The organism is Mesorhizobium sp. P2_D1 (assembly GCF_056404455.1).
Map to the genome: position 1 here is coordinate 113,553 of NZ_JBFUDZ010000006.1, position 19,326 is coordinate 132,878.

At 62.1% G+C, this 19,326-nt stretch carries 16 protein-coding genes; 9 read left to right on the forward strand and 7 right to left on the reverse strand.

The genetic code is table 11. The features are described from left to right. The first annotated feature begins 73 nt into the window (after positions 1-73). A complete protein-coding gene (locus AC1D0I_RS07805; RefSeq protein ID WP_477394168.1) occupies positions 74-613 on the forward strand; it encodes a sugar transferase in 540 nt (179 codons plus the stop codon). Positions 614-662: 49 nt separating this feature from the next. Here AC1D0I_RS07805 and AC1D0I_RS07810 read toward each other — a convergent pair whose 3' ends face one another. The 3 genes from AC1D0I_RS07810 to AC1D0I_RS07820 form a co-directional block, all read right to left on the reverse strand. Beyond that, complete coding sequence (locus AC1D0I_RS07810) at positions 663-1,610, reverse strand: NAD-dependent epimerase/dehydratase family protein (RefSeq protein WP_477394170.1); 948 nt, start codon at positions 1,608-1,610, stop codon at positions 663-665. After that, the gene (locus AC1D0I_RS07815) at positions 1,607-2,932 is read right to left on the reverse strand and encodes an O-antigen ligase family protein (RefSeq protein ID WP_477394172.1); all 1,326 of its coding nucleotides are present in this window, start codon (positions 2,930-2,932) and stop codon (positions 1,607-1,609) included. Before AC1D0I_RS07815 ends, AC1D0I_RS07810 begins: the two co-directional genes overlap by 4 nt. Before the next feature lie 199 nt (positions 2,933-3,131). After that, on the reverse strand, positions 3,132-3,275 hold the full coding sequence (locus AC1D0I_RS07820) for a hypothetical protein (protein ID WP_167392264.1): 144 nt from the start codon (positions 3,273-3,275) through the stop codon (positions 3,132-3,134). A 138-nt stretch (positions 3,276-3,413) separates the two neighbouring features. On the opposite strand from AC1D0I_RS07820, the gene cysD reads away from it, so the two are divergent. From cysD to cysQ, 3 genes are read left to right on the forward strand one after another with little or no spacing between them, the layout of a single operon-like run. Then, the gene (cysD, locus tag AC1D0I_RS07825; RefSeq protein WP_477394174.1) at positions 3,414-4,319 is read left to right on the forward strand and encodes a sulfate adenylyltransferase subunit CysD; all 906 of its coding nucleotides are present in this window, start codon (positions 3,414-3,416) and stop codon (positions 4,317-4,319) included. Positions 4,320-4,321: 2 nt separating this feature from the next. Continuing rightward, on the forward strand, positions 4,322-6,259 hold the full coding sequence (gene cysN, locus AC1D0I_RS07830) for a sulfate adenylyltransferase subunit CysN (protein WP_457151336.1): 1,938 nt from the start codon (positions 4,322-4,324) through the stop codon (positions 6,257-6,259). 10 nt (positions 6,260-6,269) lie between these two features. Then, the gene (gene cysQ / locus AC1D0I_RS07835) at positions 6,270-7,082 is read left to right on the forward strand and encodes a 3'(2'),5'-bisphosphate nucleotidase CysQ (protein ID WP_477394224.1); all 813 of its coding nucleotides are present in this window, start codon (positions 6,270-6,272) and stop codon (positions 7,080-7,082) included. Between the two features lie 14 nt (positions 7,083-7,096). Here the strand turns inward: cysQ and AC1D0I_RS07840 are convergent, their stop codons facing one another. The 4 genes from AC1D0I_RS07840 to AC1D0I_RS07855 all read right to left on the reverse strand — a co-directional run bounded on the left by AC1D0I_RS07840 (position 7,097) and on the right by AC1D0I_RS07855 (position 11,089). Further along, positions 7,097-8,239 (reverse strand): DegT/DnrJ/EryC1/StrS family aminotransferase, encoded by a 1,143-nt coding sequence (locus tag AC1D0I_RS07840; protein WP_477394176.1) that lies wholly within the window; start codon positions 8,237-8,239, stop codon positions 7,097-7,099. Between the two features lie 257 nt (positions 8,240-8,496). After that, on the reverse strand, positions 8,497-9,420 hold the full coding sequence (locus tag AC1D0I_RS07845) for a carbohydrate kinase family protein (RefSeq protein ID WP_477394177.1): 924 nt from the start codon (positions 9,418-9,420) through the stop codon (positions 8,497-8,499). Then, complete coding sequence (locus tag AC1D0I_RS07850; RefSeq protein ID WP_095089731.1) at positions 9,417-9,863, reverse strand: RbsD/FucU family protein; 447 nt, start codon at positions 9,861-9,863, stop codon at positions 9,417-9,419. Before AC1D0I_RS07850 ends, AC1D0I_RS07845 begins: the two co-directional genes overlap by 4 nt. Further along, complete coding sequence (locus AC1D0I_RS07855) at positions 9,863-11,089, reverse strand: ROK family transcriptional regulator (protein ID WP_477394179.1); 1,227 nt, start codon at positions 11,087-11,089, stop codon at positions 9,863-9,865. The genes AC1D0I_RS07850 and AC1D0I_RS07855 overlap by 1 nt, the downstream gene beginning before the upstream one ends. 210 nt (positions 11,090-11,299) lie before the next feature. On the opposite strand from AC1D0I_RS07855, the gene AC1D0I_RS07860 reads away from it, so the two are divergent. The 5 genes from AC1D0I_RS07860 (at position 11,300) to glgB (ending at position 19,308) form a co-directional block, all read left to right on the forward strand. Next, positions 11,300-12,316: a substrate-binding domain-containing protein gene (locus AC1D0I_RS07860; RefSeq protein WP_457151332.1), complete on the forward strand. Its 1,017-nt coding sequence runs from the start codon at positions 11,300-11,302 to the stop codon at positions 12,314-12,316. A gap of 97 nt (positions 12,317-12,413) precedes the next feature. Then, on the forward strand, positions 12,414-13,532 hold the full coding sequence (locus AC1D0I_RS07865; protein ID WP_095089737.1) for an ABC transporter permease: 1,119 nt from the start codon (positions 12,414-12,416) through the stop codon (positions 13,530-13,532). Continuing rightward, positions 13,508-14,311: an ATP-binding cassette domain-containing protein gene (locus tag AC1D0I_RS07870; protein WP_477394181.1), complete on the forward strand. Its 804-nt coding sequence runs from the start codon at positions 13,508-13,510 to the stop codon at positions 14,309-14,311. The genes AC1D0I_RS07865 and AC1D0I_RS07870 overlap by 25 nt, the downstream gene beginning before the upstream one ends. Before the next feature lie 132 nt (positions 14,312-14,443). Further along, a complete protein-coding gene (locus AC1D0I_RS07875; protein WP_477394182.1) occupies positions 14,444-16,912 on the forward strand; it encodes a glycogen/starch/alpha-glucan phosphorylase in 2,469 nt (822 codons plus the stop codon). Between the two features lie 182 nt (positions 16,913-17,094). Beyond that, positions 17,095-19,308, forward strand: a complete 2,214-nt coding sequence (gene glgB, locus AC1D0I_RS07880) for a 1,4-alpha-glucan branching protein GlgB (RefSeq protein ID WP_477394184.1) — start codon at positions 17,095-17,097, stop codon at positions 19,306-19,308. Positions 19,309-19,326 lie beyond the last annotated feature (18 nt).

Here is a 19,326-nt window from a genome sequence, read left to right on the forward strand (position 1 = left end):
ACGTCGACCGTATTGACGGGCTTCGTCTGCGGCGTTGTCTCGGGGCTTTGGCAGGGAGCGCTATCGGCCGTTCATGAAGGCAACCAAGCAAATCTTCGATCTTGCCGGCGCGGCTCTGCTGCTGGTGATCACATCGCCTGTTCTCGTGCTCGCCTTCCTTGCCGTTCGCGCATCATCGCCTGGTCCGGCCATTTTTTCGCAGACGCGGGTCGGTCGCGACGGCCTGCTTTTTCGCTGTCACAAATTGCGCACGATGTATGTTGGAACGCCGTCATTGCCCACGCATGAGGCGCCTACGAATTCCGTCACCTCGGTTGGCAAGGTCTTGCGGAAATTCAAGCTCGACGAGTTGCCCCAGTTCTGGAACGTTCTGAAGGGCGAGATGAGCCTGGTTGGGCCGCGTCCCTGTCTGCCGACGCAAACGGAATTGATCGAGTATCGCAGGCGGCTGGGGGTCTTGGCGGCACTTCCAGGCATAACAGGTCTCGCCCAGATCAGGGGCATCGACATGTCGAACCCCGAGCTTTTGGCCAAAACCGATGCCGCCTATCTCAGCACGGCATCGTTCTGGCTCGACCTTCGGATCCTGTTTGGAACGCTCTATCGAAGCTGAGCAGGCCATGATCTCAAAAACCGAAGCCGGTTTTGGGAAGAGGTCATGGTCAAGCGAGAAGTCGACGTTCACGGAGCCGCGCGAGTTCGGCTAGCCGCTCCAGCGTACCGGTTTCCGGTGCCCAGCCCTGCGATATCAGCAGCGAAGGGTCGCATATCTGCGTCGCGGTCATGCTGTCCCAAAACGCCCGCTTGCCCAGTACGGCCGCGGCCGGCCGCATCAGGCCGGCCGGCACCGTGATCAGGCGCGTCGGCCGTCCGAAACCCCTGCGAAAGGCGGCAATGACGGCAGCGACCGTGACCGGTGGCACATCAGCGCCGACATAGATCGGGCGAAGCGGTTCCGAATGGCTCAGCAGGTGCGACACGGCTCGCGCCGCGGCTTCGGAGGACATCAGCGAGCGGATTCCCGCCAAGGCGCCTGTCGGCAGCGGCAGCGCCGTATCGGCCAGGCGCATCAGCGTCGCCAGGTTTCCCCTCATGCCGCTTCCATAGACCGGAGGCAGGCGCAACACGGCGGCATCGGAACGGCCGTGCGACGCATAGGCGCTCAGAACCTTGATTTCGGCTTCGCGCTTCGAGCGCCCATAGACGCATTGCGGGGCAGGAAGCGTGTTCTCGTCGATCGTTGCGCTGGCGCGAGCGCCGATCACGGCGCGGATCGACGAGAGGTGGATGAAACGTCCGCTGACCTGCGCGGCCGCTGCCTGCGCCAGCCGCGCGCTCAATTCCACATTGGCCGCCCGATAATCGGCTTCGGTGGCGTCGCCCTGATCATTGTTGAGGCCGGCGCAATGGACGACATGGGTCACATCCCTGGTCAGCGCCAGGAAGGCCGCGGCAGGCGCATCGAAACCGGGCATCGCCACAGCTTCGCTTCCCGAACCCAGCCTCTCCGGGTGACGGGAGGCGAGGCGAAGCTCGGCACCTGCGTCGCGAAGGTGGTGCACGACAAGACGTCCGATGAAACCTGCCGCACCTGTCACCAGGACTCTCATTGCCTTGCTCGCGACAGCTCTTGGGTGGCTGGTGGAAGCGCCTGTCCTTCCACCTCTGGTGGAAGTACTTGCCCTTCCGCCAACGGAGCCTGACGTCCGGAGGCAAGATATGTCCCGCACACCAGGAAGACCATCAGCACGGAGTCTAGAATGTCATGGCCGATCAGGATGCCTGTCATCCCGGCTGTGAGATAGGTGATCACAACGATGACAATCATGGTCGCGCCGAACCGTTCGACCGGATCGCGGCTGTCTTGCAAGACCCGGACGGCATTTCCAGCGGCAAAGACAAAGATCGCCGCCAGCGTCATGGCGCCCAGAATTCCTGCTTGCACCAAGGCGGTCAGGAAGCCGTTGTGGAAATGGTTGAAGCCTGTGTCCATTGCGAACTGGTCATGAAAGCCCTGCTTGATCAGAAGCTGGCTCGCGCCCACGCCATGTCCGAACACCGGCATGTCATGGAATGCCTTGAGGCCGATGTCCCAAAGGGCAACACGTATCCCCAACGAGGTGTCGTAGTTGTCGTGGGTCCCAAGCGCATCCCAATCGGAGCGCAGAAAGTCGACGCGCCCGGATATCGCCTGGGAGCCGAAAGCCGCGATGACGACACCGACTGCCGTTAGCAGCAGCAGCACGCGAACGGCATTCCTGCCTCTGAGCCTCTGATGGTTGATCAAAAGAACAGCGATGCCGGCAATCAGCAGCGCCAGCCAGACAATACGCGAACCGGAATAGATGATGGCGATCGTCCCGGCCAGTGCGGCGTAGAAGAGGGGGTTTCGGGCTCGCTCTATGCCTGACAAGGCACCGGCCACGCAGACCACCACGGCAAGGCAGACGACGGTTGCGAAGACGATCGGATTGCCGGCCCCGCCCTCGGCCCTGACCCCAATCCAATATTGCTGGATGACGGCCATCAGCAGTGCGACAAAACAGGCGGCCATGCTGCTGAGCACGATAGTACGGGCAAGCGTGGCTTTCTGCGTGATGCTCCAGGTCGAATAGGAGATTGGGAAAAACAGGAAGGTAACGAGCGGGATCAGGTGTGGCGCATCTCTGGCGAACGCATTGTTGACGATGGAAGCCATGAGATTGGCCGCGCAATAGGCATAGATCGCGACCGTCAGCCAGATCATGGGCCGGTCGATGTTGAAGCGCCTTTTCCCGGCGGCAATCAGCGCGAGGGAGGCGAGGGCTCCGCCATTGAACACAAAACTGACCAACGATCCCAGAACCGGTGGAAAAAAGAAGCAAAGGATGGAGAAGTAGACATTCACCCGCGAGGCAGTGAATTGCTGTCTTATCGATGAAAACCGGTTCAATGCTCTAGGTCACAATTCTCTGGGAGCGATAGGTGTCGTCGGCGGCAACGGATATCGCCTCGAAATAGCACGTGTTCCATCATGCGTCGTGCTCGTCTTCAGCAGCCGGTATAGCGGCTTGGCCCTTTTTTCGATAGTGCGGCAAGGTAGGATTGCCGCCAGAAATCGATGGCCACCGACGATGGCCTGGGTGAGGCTCTCACGTAGCAATTTGCATGTTCAGCCAGGCAATATTTTCCCTCGCTTTTCCTAGCGGCTTGCCCTGTGAGCAGGAATTTCCGGGTTTTGCCGCGCCCATGGAAAATTCATTCCCGAACCGTGCGCCGCGGGGCCAGTCCAGCATTGTTCTCTCCAACGGCGATCTGCTAGAACGCCGGCACGAGAGAGATTGTCCAGAAGCAAGGCTTGAACCGGGCGCAAAAAGCCCGATGATTTGAGGCAAGGTCTTCTGTCGGAAGGCACGAAAGAACGCTTACAGTCCATGACCATTGCGCTTACGCATCTTCAACGGCTTGAAGCCGAGTCCATCCATATCTTCCGCGAGGTTGCGGCTGCCTTCGCCAAGCCTGTCATGCTCTATTCCGTTGGCAAGGACTCTTCGGTGCTGATGCATCTGGCGATGAAGGCGTTTTATCCCGCCAAGCCGCCATTCCCTTTCCTCCACGTCGACACGACATGGAAGTTCCGCGAGATGATCGCTTTTCGCGATCAGATGGCGCAGAAACTCGGTTTCGATCTGCTGGTTCATGTCAATGAAGACGGCGTGCGCGATAACATCAATCCGTTCGATCACGGTTCGAACACCCACACCCATGTGATGAAGACCGTGGCGTTGCGCCAGGCGCTCGACAAATACGGTTTCGACGCGGCCTTTGGCGGCGCCCGTCGCGACGAGGAGAAATCGCGCGCCAAGGAGCGCATATTCTCCTTCCGCAACGCGCAGCACGTGTGGGACCCGAAGAACCAGCGGCCCGAGATGTGGAAGATATTCAACACCCGCATCGCATCGGGTGAATCGATCCGCGTCTTCCCGCTGTCGAATTGGACCGAGCTCGACATCTGGCAGTATATTCTGCAGGAAAGCATCCCGATCGTGCCGCTCTATTTCGCCAAGCAGCGGCCGGTGGTCGAGCGCGACGGCATGCTGATCCTGCGGGACGACGAGCGCATGAAACTGCGTCCCGGCGAGACGGTGGAGAACCGGCTTGTGCGGTTCCGCACGCTCGGCTGCTATCCGCTGACCGGCGCCATCGAATCGGATGCCGACACGCTGGAAGCCATCGTCGGCGAAATGCTGACCGCGCGCACCTCCGAACGGCAGGGTCGCCTGATCGACCGCGATGAAGCCGGCTCTATGGAAAAGAAGAAGCGCGAGGGGTATTTCTGACCATGCGCCACATCATGGCAAAGAGCCTCGCACCCACCGACGGCGTCCGCGACTACCTGGCGGCGCAGGAGAAGAAGTCGCTGCTGCGTTTCCTGACCTGCGGTTCGGTCGATGACGGCAAGTCGACGCTGATCGGGCGCCTGCTGTCGGACACCAAGCAGATTTTCGAGGACCAGCTCGCCGCGCTCGAACGCGATTCGCGCAAACACGGCACGACCGGCGACGACATCGATTTCGCCCTCCTGGTCGATGGTCTCGAGGCGGAGCGCGAGCAAGGCATCACTATCGACGTCGCCTACCGCTTCTTCGCCACGCCGAAGCGCAAGTTCATCGTTGCCGACACGCCCGGCCACGAACAATACACGCGCAACATGGCGACCGGCGCCTCGACCGCCGACCTGGCGATCGTGCTGATCGATGCCCGGCAAGGGGTATTGCCGCAGACGAGACGTCACTCGATCATCGCCTCGCTGCTCGGCATCCGCCACATCGTGCTGGCGGTCAACAAGATCGATCTCGTCGGGTTCGACCAGGCGGTCTTCGAACGCATCACCGAGGCCTACGGCCAATTCTCGCGCGATCTCGGCTTCCAGACCATCGTGCCGATCCCGATGTCAGCCCGCTACGGCGACAACGTCACCAGCCGCTCGGACAGCATGGCATGGTATTCTGGTCCGACGCTGATCGAGCATCTCGAAACCGTCTCCGTCGAGGAAGCAGTGGTCGAACTGCCGTTCCGTTTCCCGGTCCAGTATGTCAACCGCCCCAATCTCGACTTTCGCGGCTTTGCCGGCACGATCGCGTCCGGTTCGGTTGCACCCGGTGACGAGGTCGTCGTCGCCAAGTCCGGCAAATCCTCGCGCGTCAAGCGGATTGTCTCCTATGGCGGCGACCTGGCCCAGGCGGCCGCCGGCCAGGCCATTACGCTCGTCCTGGACGACGAGGTCGAGATCTCGCGCGGCAACATGCTGGTTTCGCCGGCCGCACGGCCGCAGGTCGCCGACCAGTTCGCCGCCAACATCGTCTGGTTCGACGAGCATGCGCTGCTGCCCGGCCGCTCCTACATCCTGCGCACCGAGACCGATCAGACCAGCGCCACCGTCACCGACCTGAAGTACCGGATCAACGTCAACGACTTCGCCCATGAAGCGGCCAAGTCGCTTGACATGAACGAAGTCGGCATTTGCAACATCTCGACACGGACGCCGATCGCCTTCGATACCTTCGCCGAGAACCGCACCACCGGCGCCTTCATCCTGATCGACCGCATCAGCAACGCCACGGTCGGCGCAGGCATGATCCTGCACTCGCTGCGCCGGGCCGAGAACATCCATTGGCAATCGCTCGATGTCGGCAAGCGCGTGCGTGCCGACATGAAGAACCAGCGGCCCGCCGTGTTCTGGTTCACCGGACTGTCGGGCTCCGGCAAGTCGACCATCGCCAACCTGTTCGAAAAGAAGCTGTTCGCCACCGGCCGCCACACCTACATCCTGGACGGCGACAACGTCCGTCACGGCCTCAACCGCGATCTTGGTTTCACCGACGCCGATCGCGTCGAGAACATCCGCCGCGTCGCCGAAGTGGCGCGTTTGATGGCCGATGCCGGATTGATTGTCATTGTCTCGTTCATTTCGCCGTTCAGCGCCGAGCGGCGCATGGCGCGCGAATTGATGGCCGACGGCGAATTCATCGAGGTGTTTGTCGACACGCCCTTCGAGGAATGCGCCAGGCGCGACCCGAAGGGCCTCTATGCCCGCGCGCTGAATGGCGAGATCAAGAACTTCACTGGCGTGGATTCACCCTACGAAGCGCCGGAAAAACCGGAAATCCATCTGCAGACGCTCGGCAAATCGGCCGAACAGATGGTAGACGCCCTGGAACACTGGCTGAACGAGCGCGACATTGCCGAAGACCAATACGACAACGGCGGCGGCATCTGACGACAGGCTGATGCTCGAAATCTTCGAGCGGCTGGCCCTGGCGGCCGGCCGCGAGGTCATGCGTGTCTTCCATGCCGGCTGCGCGGTCGACCGCAAGTCCGACGCCTCGCCGGTGACCGAGGCGGACCGCGAGAGCGAAAAGATCATTCTCGCCGGGCTGCGCGCCGCATTTCCCGACATCCCCTGCGTGGCCGAGGAGGAAGCATCCGCCGGCATCGTGCCGCCGGATCTGGATGGCCCGTTCTTTCTCATCGATCCGCTCGACGGCACCAAGGAATTCGTCAACCGCCGCACCGATTTCACCGTCAACATCGCGCTGGTCCGCCATGGCGTGCCGGAAGTCGGTGTCGTCTTCGCGCCCTGCAGCGGCCGTTTTTTTTCGGGCCGGCCGGGCAGGGCGGAAGCCATCGAGGTCGACAACGACTACCGGATCACAGGCCGCCGGCCGATCTCAGTGCGGACGGCCGTGGAACCATTGGCCGTCGTCGCCAGCCGCTCCCACAACACACCGGAAACCGAGGCCTATATTCGCGACCTCGGTGCTGCCGAGATCGTCTCGGTCGGCTCGTCCTTGAAATTCTGTCTTCTCGCCAGCGCCGAAGCGGATGTCTATCCGCGCTTCGGCCGCACCATGGAATGGGACACGGCGGCGGGCGATGCCGTGCTGCGCGCGGCCGGCGGCATGACGCGCACGCTGGACGGCCAGCCCCTGGTCTACGGCAAGCGCCAGCAGAGCGATGACGAGGATTTCGCCAATCCGCATTTCATTGCCAGCGGCAAAGTTGGCGCCAGCAGCAGGGCAGGCGAGGCCAGCCGCAGCTGAGGCGGGCTGGCAGCTTACTCGGCTGCCGCCTGTGCCGAATTCGAGCCGATATAGTTGCGGATCGTCTCGATGATCCGGTCCTGGTCGGCTTCGCCGAGATAGGGGTGCATCGGCAGGCACAGGATCCGCTTCGGCAGGTCCTCCGACACGGCAAGGCCGGTCGGCGTGCGCGGGTAGTCGCGATAAGCAACTTGGGTATGCAGCGGCTTCACATAATAGATGACCGATGGAATGCCCTTTTCGCCGAGATGCGCCTTCAGCCCGTCGCGCTTGGGCGTCTCGATCGCATACTGTGCCCAGGCCGACCGGCTGCCGTCCAGATTGCGGGCCGCGGTGACGATATCGCCAAGCCCTTCGGCGTAGCGGTTGGCCACCACCTGGCGGGCCAACATCTCGTCTTCGAGGATGGCCAGCTTCTCGATCAGGATCGCCGCCTGTAGGGTGTCGAGCCGCGAATTGATGCCGACACGGACATTGTCGTACTGCGTCTCGCCCTTGCCGTGGAAGGCGAACGACCTGAGCTGCTCCGCCAGCGCATCGTCATTGGTGAACATCGCGCCGCCGTCGCCATAGCAGCCGAGCGGCTTTGCCGGGTAGAAGCTGGTCGAGCCGACCGTGCCGAACGAGCCGCACATCTTGCCGTCGCTCGAGCCGCCCATCGACTGGGCGGCATCCTCGATCACCATCAGCCCTTCGCGGTTGGCGATCGCCATGATGGCATCGTAGTCGGCGGCAAGGCCGAACAGATCGACGGGAATGATCGCCTTCGGCTTCAGCCGGCCTTCTTTCTTGATCATGGCGATGGCCGCCTCGAGGCTGGCAATGTCGATGTTGTAGCTGTGCGGATCGACATCGACGAACACCGGCTCTGCCTTGGCCAACGCCACCACTTCGGCCGTGGCGGCGAAAGTGAAGCTTGGCACGAATACCGCGTCACCCGGGCCTACGCCGGCCGCAAACAGCGGCAACAGCAGCGCATCGGTGCCGTTGGCGCAGGCCACGACATGCTTGGTGCCGACATAGGCGGCGAGCTTGTTCTCGAATTCGGTGACTTGCGGGCCGAGTATATAGCGGCCTTCTTCGACGACACGGTCGATCGCGGCCTTCAGCCGGTCGCGGATTCGTTCGCGCTGCGCGCCAAGATCGATGAACTGCATGTCGGCCTCAAAACGGGTTAGCCAGATAACCGGCCGCTGGTATCAGAGTTGTGCCGGGCGAGAAAGCCGCAGGAGCAAAACCGCGAATTGCGCAAGTGTCGCAGTCTGTTACCTGTATTTTCCGGCGTGTTCTTCGCGATATGCCGGAAATCCGGCTTTCGTCGGGCCCGATCCCACCTTGATAATCCCTGAGATCGGCCCTGCGAAACATAAAGTGATCGAGAAGCCCGATCTGTCTTTAGCCCTTCGAGACCTGGTCAGGCGATCTCATGCCGCCAGGGCGGATTGGCGCCGGCCCGCGAGACGGTCACGGCCGCCGCCTTGTTGCCAAGCGCCAGTGCCTTGCCGATGGCGTCCTGCGAAAGGCCGGCGATTGCCGTCTTTGTCARCAGGCCTTGTTCCTGCAGCGAAGCGAGGATGCCGGCATTGAACGTGTCGCCGGCCCCGACCGTGTCGACCACCTTGACCTTCTCCGTCATCACCGTCACGGCGTGTTCCTTGGTGTAGCCGATGGCGCCCTCGCTGCCACGCGTGACGACGATCAGCTTCGGGCCGCGGTCGAGCCAGTTGCGGATGACATCCTCGTGCGATCCGGCTTCGCCGAACCAGTTCAGGTCCTCATCCGACAGTTTCACGATATCGGCCATCGCCATCATGGCGCGGATGCGCCTGAGGTGCTTGGCCTTGTCAGGGATGAAGTTCGGCCGAATGTTGGGGTCGAGCATCATGACGCGGCTGTCATGCTCGCGCTTCATGAACTCCTCATAGGCACTGCCGGCCGGCTCGGAGATCAGGCTGATGGCGCCAAACAGCATGGCTTCGATCTCGTTGCCGAGCTGCGGCAGGTCGTCGACGGTCAGCATGCGGCCGGCGGTGTTTTCATCATAGAACGTGTAGGTCGCCTGGCCGTTGTCCAGCTTGACGAAAGCAAGCGTCGTTGGCCGTGGTGACGTGTGCGCATAGGTGGAGCTGACCTTGCTCGCCCCAAGCGCATCCCTGAACTGACCGCCGAACAGATCCGACGACAGGCCGGAAAAGAATCCGGCCGGCGCGCCCAGCCGCCCGAGCGCGATGGCCGTGTTGAACACGGYGCCGCCGACATAAGGGGCAAAGGCCGGCTCGCCGTTGGTCGTCGTGCGCGGCAGCATGTCGATGAGGGCTTCGCCGCAGCAGAGGATCATGGCTTCCTGGTCTCCGGCGGATAGATCACGCCCTTGCGGATGATGATGTTGGCGTAGAGCCGCGGCTCGCTTGTCGCGACGATGGCGTGTGCCGATTTGACCCGTGCATAGAAGTCGGCGCCGGCCAGCGCAACCACCTTGCGGCCGGGCGCGCGTTTTGCGCATAGCGCCTCGATCTCGTGATGCACGGGATCGGCAAGAGAGGGATCTCCCTTGACCGAGGCGCGAAACAGCGCCTCTGGCACGGCATCGTCGACCGGCAGCACGCTCAAGATCGCGTCGAGCACCGGCAGGAGATGATGACCGTCGGCTCGGATGAGCCGGTTGGCCTGCTCTTCCGCCGGATAGTTTCCGTCGACAATGGCGATCTCGTCGCCATGGCCCATGGCGCGCAACGTCGCCAGAAGCTCCGGACCAAGCAGCGCCGGGATCCCGATCAGCATCAGGCACTCCTGGAAATCGTCGTCGAACCGATCAGGAAGCGCTCGGAGAGCGGCAGGCTGGCGCCGCCGAGCGCCCGGGCATGGATGCCGACGGTTCCCTCGCGGACGGCTGGGAGCTTCAGGCCTTCTCCGTCGATCGTGGCGATGGCCGCGATGATGGCGTCGACCAGCCGGCGGCGCACTGCCTTCGGCATCCATCCGTCGATCACCGCTGCTTCGAAATCGATGACCGAGGACGCGGCAACGATTGCATAGGCGAGCGCCCGCGAGGCGCTGGCAATCCAGTCATCGAGTTCGGGGCCGATCTCGCCCCAGTCTTCCGGCGATGTCCACAAATGCGAAGCCTCGACGCCGCGCGCATTGAGAGCCTTTTCGAGCATGGCGATGGACGCCACATCGATCAGCTGGGTCGGCTTGCCATTCGGCCCCGGCACGGGCATCGAGCCGAGTGCTCCGGCATTGCCGGTTGGCCCGCCGAAAAGCCGGCCATTCAGCACGATGCCGCCACCGGCAAAGGCGCCGATGTAAAAATAAACGAAGTCGCGAGCAGCACCGGTCTGGCCGAAGACGAGTTCAGCGCCGCAGGCCGAAGTCGCATCGTTCTGCAGGTAAACCGGAAAATCGCACTGTGCCTGGATGTCCGCCCTGATGTCGCGATGACGCCATTCGTCCATGGCGTCGCGCGGGGCGCCTGCGGTATCGGCCCAGTTCCACAATTCGAACGGCATGGCGATGCCAAGACCGGCGATGCGCTTGTCCTGCGCGGGCGTCAGCTCGCCACGCATCTTCTTCATTCCGGTGGTGACGAACTCCACGGTCTCGCGTGGCGCCGGGTAGCGGTAGGAATGCTGCAGCATCGACCGGACTTGGCCAAGGAAGTCGATCAGCACGAGTTCGGCGCTGCGGCGGCCGATCTTCAGGCCAATGAAGTAGGCGCCGTCGGGGTTGAGCGCCATCGGGATCGAGGGTTGGCCGATCTTGCCGCGCAACGGCGCCTGCCGCAGCAGGAGGCCTTCTTCCTCCAGTTCGCGCATGATGACCGAAACCGTCTGCGCCGAAAGCCCGGTCATGCGGGCGATGTCGGACTTCGCCAGGCTGCCGTGCTGGCGCACCAGCGAGAGCACCAACCGCTCGTTGTGGTCCCGCATGCCGCTCTGGTTGGTGCCACGGTGCAGACGGCTCTCGGCTGCCTCAGGCGAACCGTGCCTCGCAATGCCGGTCTCCACCTTTGTTCCTCCCGTCGTTTCCCCTCACTGCTTTTGGGTCAGAATGGGTGAATGGCGCAAGGCTGTCAATAATAAATAAGAGTGATTTAATTATTGACAGCAATCGTCGACTGGTGTCTGTTGCGATAAGGCGTCCATGCTGGGAGAATGTCGTGGATGCCATGGAGGCCGGTTGGCCGGCACCCGAAAATGCATCATTGGGAGGAAGTCATGGGTAAATGGAATATCATGAAGGCGGCTGTTGCCGGCCTTGCCTTTTACGGCGCGATGGCAGGCGCCTCGTATGCGGCCGATACCGTCGGCCTGATTACCAAGACCGAAACCAATCCGTTCTTTGTGAAAATGCGTGAGGGCGCTCAGGCCAAGGCTAAGGAACTTGGCGTTACCCTGATCGCCGCCGCCGGCAAGTTCGATGGCGACAATGACGGCCAGGTGGCGGCGATCGAGAACCTGATCTCGGCCGGCGCCAAGGGTTTTGCCATCGTGCCGAGCGACTCGAAGGCGATTGTGCCGACCATCAAGAAGGCGCGCGACGCAGGCCTCAAGGTGATTGTGCTCGATACGCCGCTCGATCCGATGGACGCTGCGGACGCGACCTTTGCGACCGATAACCGCAAGGCCGGCATGCTGATCGGTCAGTGGGCTGCCAAGACCCTGGGCGACAAGGCAGCGGACGCCAAGATCGTATTTCTCGATCTCGCGACCAACCAGCCGACCGTCGATTTTCTGCGCGATCAGGGCTTCATGCAGGGCTTCGGGATCGACGTGAAGGATCCCAACAAATACGGCGACGAAGACGACAAGCGTATCTGCGATCACGAAATCAGCCAAGGCGACCAGGAGAAGGGCCGCACGGCGATGGAGAACGCGCTGCAGAAGTGCCCGGATGTAAACGTGGTCTACACAATCAACGAGCCCGCCGCGGCCGGTGCGTGGGAAGCGCTCAAGGCAGTAGGCAAGGATGACGGCAGCGTGATGATCGTTTCGATCGACGGTGGTTGCCCTGGCGTGAAGAACGTTCAGGCAGGCGTAATCGGCGCGACCAGCCAGCAGTATCCGCTGAAGATGGCGGCGATGGCTCTAGAGGCGATCGTCTCGGGCAAGATTCCGGATATCGACCCGAAGATGGGCTTCCTCGACACCGGTGCGCAACTCATTACAGCCAAGCCGGTTGAGGGCGTGACGTCGATCTCGGTCGAGGAAGGCCTGAAGCTCTGCTGGGGCTGAGCGCCTTTCAACATCGTTCCATGAAGACTATTGTCCAGAACTCAAAGGGGGCGCACGTGGCGCCCCCTGACAGCGAGGCGTTGGGGAGGATTGCCTGATGAGCGACGATACCGCGGGTTCGGTCACCGCCGAACGCGGGCTGAAGGGTGCCACCGAAGCCCTGGCCAGTTTTGATGAGTCGGATGCCGGCGCGATCCGCCGCCTCCAGGCCTTCCTTCATCAATTTCCCACGTCCATTCCCTTTTTCGTTCTGCTGTTGGGTGTGGTCATCTTTTCGATTGCAGCGCCGGACAAGTTTTTTGCTCCGTTCAACTTTTCGTTGGTGCTGCAGCAGGTGACGATCATCGCTGTGCTCGGTGTGGCGCAGACGCTGATAATCCTTACGGCCGGAATCGACCTGTCCGTCGGCGCTATCATGATCCTGTGCTCGGTGGTGATGGGGCGGACCGCGGTCGTCTACGGCGTTCCGGTATTGATCGCATTTCCGCTCGGGTTGCTCTGCGGTCTGGCATGCGGCGTCGTCAACGGCCTGATCGTGACGATGCTGCGCTTGCCGCCCTTTATTGTCACGCTTGGCACCTGGAGCATTTTTGGCGCGCTGAACGTTTGGTATTCCCAGAGCGAAACCATTCGCCAGCAGGACATGGAGGCGGCGGCGCCATTCCTGCAGTGGACGGGTACGATCTTCAAACCTTATGATTTCTTCTCAAAAACGCTCGGGCTCGACTGGACCTTTTTGAAAGGCTGGGTGCTGACCTATGGTTCGCTGGTCATGTTGATCCTGGCGTTCGTTATTTGGTACGTGCTGAACAGAACGGCGTTGGGTCGACACATCTACGCCACTGGTGATGATCCGGATGCAGCCAGACTGGCCGGTATCAACACCAAACGGACCCTGATCGCCGTGTACGGGCTCGCCGGTTTCATCTGCGCGATCGCCGCCTGGGTGCTGATCGGGCGCATCGGTGGCGTAAGCCCGCAGGCTGGCCAGACCGCAAACCTCGACTCCATCACCGCTGTCGTGATCGGCGGCACCTCCCTGTTTGGCGGCCGCGGCTCGATCGTCGGAACGCTGATCGGCGCCTTGATCGTCGGCGTCTTCCGCAACGGCCTTGCGCTTTCGGGGCTTGAGTTGCTGTGGCAGGACTTCGCCGTGGGCGTGCTAATCATCGTTGCTGTCACCATCGACCAATGGATCAGGAGAATTTCGGCATGAACGTTACTCCGGTTCTCCAAGCTAGAGGCCTCAATAAGCGCTACGGCAGGGTTGTCGCCCTCGATAATGCCGATTTCGACCTGTTGCCAGGCGAAATCCTCGCTGTCATCGGCGACAACGGCGCCGGCAAGTCGACGCTGGTCAAGGCGCTATGTGGGGCGGTGATTCCGGACTCAGGCACGATCGAACTCAATGGCCAGCCGGTGCATTTCCGCTCACCGATCGAGGCGCGTGTGGCCGGCATCGAGACCGTCTACCAGAACCTTGCGCTGTCCCCAGCGTTATCGATCGCCGACAATATGTTTCTCGGCCGCGAGATCCGCAAACCGGGCTTTGTCGGACAGTGGCTGCGAAGGCTCGACCGCTCGGCGATGCAGAGGATCGCCCGTGAAAAGCTCTCCGAACTGGGGCTGATGACCATCCAGAACATCAACCAGCCCGTCGAAACGCTCTCCGGCGGTCAGCGCCAGGGCGTTGCGGTGGCGCGCGCCGCCGCTTTTGGCAGCCGCGTCGTCATCATGGACGAGCCGACCGCCGCCCTCGGCGTCAAGGAAAGCCGCCGTGTGCTTGAGTTGATGCTTGACGTCAAGAGGCGCGGGCTGCCGATCGTGCTGATCTCGCACAACATGCCGCATGTCTTCGAAGTCGCCGACCGCATCCACATCCACCGGCTGGGCCGTCGCCTCTGCGTCATCGATCCCAAGCAATATACGATGTCGGATGCCGTGGCCTTCATGACGGGAGCCAAGGTTCCGCCGGAGGCGGCACTGGCGGCCTGAACTGTCAAATTGCCGCAGGGTAACTCCGCGCAGGTTCATCTAAATCGATTGAACATGTGGGAGTATTGGCTAGCATGGGCTGGGAGGGACGATGAAAGCCGGTATGATCATGGCAACAGCACGAGAGGCAGCATGACGCGCGCTATGACATCCGAACCCCTCCCGCCACTGCTCAAAAATCCTGACCCCCAGACGCTCGCAAGGGAAGTCTTGATGGCCCTCAAATACAGGGTCGGCAAGGATACCACCGTCGCGACCCAGTRCGACTGGCTCACCGCCTCGATCAAGGTCGTGCGCGACCGTGTTGTCGATCACTGGATGCAGGCGACGAAAGAGGCGTACGACCAGAAGGAAAAGCGCGTCTACTATCTGTCGCTGGAGTTCCTCATTGGCCGTCTGATGCGCGACTCCTTCTCCAATCTCGGCCTGATGGACAATATGCGCGAAGCCTTGTCCTCGCTTGGCGTCGATCTGGACCTCATCGCCGCACTGGAGCCGGATGCGGCACTTGGCAATGGCGGCCTCGGCCGGCTCGCGGCCTGCTTCATGGAAAGCATGGCGACCGTCGATATTCCCGCGCATGGCTACGGTATCCGCTACGCCAATGGCATGTTCCGCCAGGAGATTCACGACGGCTGGCAGGTCGAACTGCCCGAGACCTGGCTCGATCACGGCAACCCCTGGGAGTTCGAACGGCGCGAACGCTCCTTCGAGGTCGGTTTCGGCGGCTCGGTGGAATCGATCACCTCGAAGGACGGCCGGCTCGAACGCCATGTCTGGAAGCCGACCGAGCATGTCCTGGCCGTCGCCTATGACACGCCCGTCGTTGGCTGGCGGGCCAACCGCGTCAACACGCTGCGACTGTGGTCGGGCATGCCGGTCGATCCGATCCTGCTCGACAAGTTCAATGCCGGCGACCACATCGGCGCGCTTGCCGAAAGCAACAAGGCTGATGCCTTGTCACGCGTGCTCTATCCCGCGGATTCGCACAAGGCCGGGCAGGAGCTGCGGCTCAGGCAAGAGTACTTCTTCTCCACAGCCTCGCTGCAGGACATCGTCCAGCGCCATCTCAGCCAGTATGGTGATCTGAAGTCGCTGCCCGACAAGGCGGCGATCCATCTCAATGACACCCATCCGGCCATCGCGGTGCCGGAGCTGATGCGTCTGCTGATGGACGTCCACGGTATGGACTTCGACCAGGCCTGGAGCATCACCAAGCGCACCTTCGGCTACACCAACCACACGCTGCTTCCCGAAGCGCTGGAAAGCTGGCCGGTGCCGCTGTTCGAGCGGCTGCTGCCGCGCCACATGCAGATCGTCTACGCCATCAATGCCGAAGTGCTTCTGGAGGCGCGTGCCTCCGACCAGTTCTCGGACGAGCAGATCAGCCGCATCTCGCTGATCCAGGAAAATGGCGACCGCCGGGTGCGCATGGGCAACCTGGCCTTTGTCGGCTCGCATTCGATCAACGGCGTTTCGGCTCTTCACACCGACCTGATGAAGGAGACGGTGTTCGCCGACCTGCACAAGCTCTATCCCGATCGCATCAACAACAAGACCAACGGCATCACGCCGCGGCGCTGGCTGATTCAGTGCAATCCCGGGCTTACGTCGCTTGCCCGCGAAGCGATCGGCGACCGTTTTCTCGATGACATCGACGCCATCAAGGATCTCGATGCCTTCGCCGACAATGCCGCCTTTCGCGACAAGTTCGCCGCCGTCAAACGCGCCAACAAGACGCGGCTGGCCAATCTCGTTGCCGACCGGCTCGGCATCAAGGTCGATCCCTCGGCGCTGTTCGATATCCAGATCAAGCGCATCCACGAATACAAGCGTCAGCTCCTCAACATCCTCGAAGCGATCGCGCTCTACGACCAGATCCGCTCACACCCGGAACGCGAGTGGATGCCGCGCGTGAAATTCTTCGGCGGCAAGGCGGCGCCCAGCTACCACAACGCCAAGCTGATCATCAAACTCGCCAACGACGTCGCCAAGGTCATCAACCGCGACCCGGCCGTGCGCGGTTTGCTGAAGGTGGTGTTCGTGCCGAACTACAATGTCAGCCTGGCCGAGATCATGATGCCGGCTGCCGACCTATCCGAGCAGATATCGACCGCCGGCATGGAGGCGTCGGGCACCGGCAACATGAAGTTCGCGCTGAACGGCGCGCTGACCATCGGCACGCTCGACGGCGCCAATGTCGAGATCAAGGAATGCGTCGGCGACGACAACATCTTCATCTTCGGCCTGACCACGGCCGAGGTCGCCGAGCGGCGCAACAATGGCTACAACCCGCGCGCTGTGATCGAAGCATCGCCCGAACTGGCACAGGCAGTCGCCGCCGTATCGTCGGGCGTGTTCTCGCCGGATGATCCGGAGCGTTACCGCGACTTGATCAACGGTCTCTATCAGAGCGATTGGTTCATGGTCGCCGCCGATTTCGACGCCTACACCGCGATGCAGCGCGAAGTCGATGCCGTCTGGCGCAACAGTCCCGACTGGTACGCCAAGGCAATCCGCAACGTTGCGCGTGTGGGCTGGTTCTCCTCCGATCGCACGATCCGCCAATATGCGAAAGAAATCTGGAACGTGCCCGTCTGATGTGATTGCATGAGGCCACGAACAATCGGTCTCGTTGCATGTCGCCCAAAGTGCATAGCCGTTTTGGGACAATGACAGGCACGAAACAAACATTGGTGCATGTCGCCCGAAAGTGCCTGGCGGTTTTGGGATAACGACATGCACAAGCACAAAGAGTCGTGCCCGGGGAGGGACACTGCCTGATGAAGAAGCCGCGCGCGACCGCTGCGACAAGCGGGCCGGACGGACTGGCGGCAGCCAGCGATGTCGCGGCGATTGTTGCCGGCACGCATGGCGATCCCTTCGCTATCCTTGGCGTTCATGAGGTCGGCAAGAGCCTGTTTGCCCGCTGCTTCGTCCCGCATGCGGAGTTCGTCACCGCCTATACGTTGACCGGCAACATCGCCGGTGAACTGTCGAGGCGCGACGACGGTGGGTTTTTCGAAGGCAAGCTGTCGATCCGCAAGCGTCAGCCGCTGCGCTATCACGCCAGGAACGCCGGCGGCGACTGGTGGCTGACGGATCCCTATTCGTTCGGTCCAGTGCTCGGGCCGATGGACGATTACTACATCGCCGAGGGCTCGCATCTGAGGCTGTTCGACAAAATCGGCGCGCATGTCATCGAGCACGAGGGCGCCACGGGCGTGCATTTCGCCGTCTGGGCTCCCAACGCGCGGCGCGTCTCGGTGGTCGGCGATTTCAACGAATGGGACGGCCGCCGGCATTCGATGCGCGACCGCCGCGACACCGGCATTTGGGAAGTGTTCATCCCCGATATCGGCGCCGGCCGGCCGTACAAATACGAGATCATCGGGCCCGATGGTGTCAGGCTGCCGCTGAAGGCCGACCCGTTCGCCTTCAAGTCCGAATTGCGGCCGGCGACCGCCTCGGTGACCGCGGTGCCGCCGGCGCATCCGTGGGGCGACGAGGCCCATCGCAGTTTCTGGCGCAATGCCGATCATCGGCGCGAAGCCATCTCGATCTACGAGGTCCATGCCGGGTCCTGGCAGCTTCGCGACGACGGCACGTTCCTGTCATGGGACGAACTGGCCGACCGGCTGATCCCCTATGCAGTCGAGACCGGCTTTACACACATCGAGTTCATGCCGATCTCCGAACACCCCTATGATCCGTCGTGGGGTTATCAGACAACCGGACTTTATGCGCCGTCGGCCCGCTTCGGCGATCCCGACGGCTTTGCCCGCTTCGTCGATGGCGCCCACCGCGCCGGCGTCGGTGTCATTCTCGACTGGGTGCCAGCGCATTTTCCGGTCGACGAGCACGGCCTCGTTCATTTCGACGGCACCGCGCTCTATGAGCACGCCGATCCGCGCAAGGGCTTTCATCCCGACTGGAACACCGCGATCTACAATTTCGGCCGCCGCGAGGTGGTGTCGTTCCTCGTCAACAACGCGTTGTTCTGGGCCGAGAAATATCATGTCGACGGGCTTCGCGTCGATGCGGTCGCCTCGATGCTCTACCTCGACTATTCGCGCAAGCAGGGCGAATGGATCCCCAACGAGAAGGGCGGCCGCGAGAACCTCGAGGCGGTCAGCTTCCTGCAGAAGATGAACAAGGAGGTCTACGCCCACCATCCGGGCGTGATGACCATCGCCGAAGAATCGACCTCGTGGCCGAAGGTCTCGGCACCGGTGCATGAAGGCGGGCTGGGCTTCGGCTTCAAGTGGAACATGGGCTTCATGCACGACACGCTGGAGTATTTCTCCAAGGAGCCGATTTTTCGCAAGCACCACCACAACGATCTCACCTTCGGCCTGACCTACGCCTTCTCGGAGAATTTCGTGCTGCCGCTCTCGCATGACGAGGTGGTGCACGGCAAAGGTACGCTGCTTGGCAAGATGGCCGGCGACGACTGGCAGAAATTCGCGACGCTGCGCGCCTACTACGCCTTCATGTGGGGGTATCCCGGCAAGAAGCTGCTGTTCATGGGGCAGGAGTTCGCGCAGCGCCGCGAATGGAGCGAGGCACGCGCGCTCGACTGGAACCTGCTTGAGTTCCGCCCGCATCGCGGCGTCTGGCAGACGGTGCGCGATCTCAACTATCTCTACCGTTCGCGCCCGGCGCTGCATGGCCGCGATTGCGAACCGGAGGGGTTTTCCTGGCTGATCGTCGACGACAGCCAGAATTCGGTTTTTGCCTGGCTGCGCAGCGCGCCGGGCGGCAGCCCGGTGGCCGTCATCTCCAATTTCACGCCGGTGCCGCGCGACAATTATCGCGTGCCATTGCCCACGGCCGGAAACTGGCGCGAAATCATCAACACCGACGCTGCGGAATATGGCGGTTCCGGCAAGGGCAATGGCGGCATGGTCGAGGCGCGGGCGGAGGGAGGCGGCATCTCGGCAACGATGCTTCTGCCGCCGCTGTCGACGATCATGCTCGAACTGGTTGCGGACTGAGCCCCGAAACTGGGTAAC

Excerpts from the sequence above, each read along its gene's own strand:
- AC1D0I_RS07805 (WP_477394168.1), top strand. The coding sequence starts at position 74 with ATGAAGGCAACCAAGCAAATCTTCGATCTTGCCGGCGCGGCTCTGCTG.
- AC1D0I_RS07810 (WP_477394170.1), bottom strand. The coding sequence starts at position 1,610 with ATGAGAGTCCTGGTGACAGGTGCGGCAGGTTTCATCGGACGTCTTGTC.
- AC1D0I_RS07820 (WP_167392264.1), bottom strand. The coding sequence starts at position 3,275 with ATGCTGGACTGGCCCCGCGGCGCACGGTTCGGGAATGAATTTTCCATG.
- cysD (WP_477394174.1), top strand. The coding sequence starts at position 3,414 with ATGACCATTGCGCTTACGCATCTTCAACGGCTTGAAGCCGAGTCCATC.
- cysN (WP_457151336.1), top strand. The coding sequence starts at position 4,322 with ATGCGCCACATCATGGCAAAGAGCCTCGCACCCACCGACGGCGTCCGC.
- cysQ (WP_477394224.1), top strand. The coding sequence starts at position 6,270 with ATGCTCGAAATCTTCGAGCGGCTGGCCCTGGCGGCCGGCCGCGAGGTC.
- AC1D0I_RS07840 (WP_477394176.1), bottom strand. The coding sequence starts at position 8,239 with ATGCAGTTCATCGATCTTGGCGCGCAGCGCGAACGAATCCGCGACCGG.
- AC1D0I_RS07850 (WP_095089731.1), bottom strand. The coding sequence starts at position 9,863 with ATGCTGATCGGGATCCCGGCGCTGCTTGGTCCGGAGCTTCTGGCGACG.
- AC1D0I_RS07860 (WP_457151332.1), top strand. The coding sequence starts at position 11,300 with ATGGGTAAATGGAATATCATGAAGGCGGCTGTTGCCGGCCTTGCCTTT.
- AC1D0I_RS07865 (WP_095089737.1), top strand. The coding sequence starts at position 12,414 with ATGAGCGACGATACCGCGGGTTCGGTCACCGCCGAACGCGGGCTGAAG.
- AC1D0I_RS07870 (WP_477394181.1), top strand. The coding sequence starts at position 13,508 with ATGGATCAGGAGAATTTCGGCATGAACGTTACTCCGGTTCTCCAAGCT.
- glgB (WP_477394184.1), top strand. The coding sequence starts at position 17,095 with ATGAAGAAGCCGCGCGCGACCGCTGCGACAAGCGGGCCGGACGGACTG.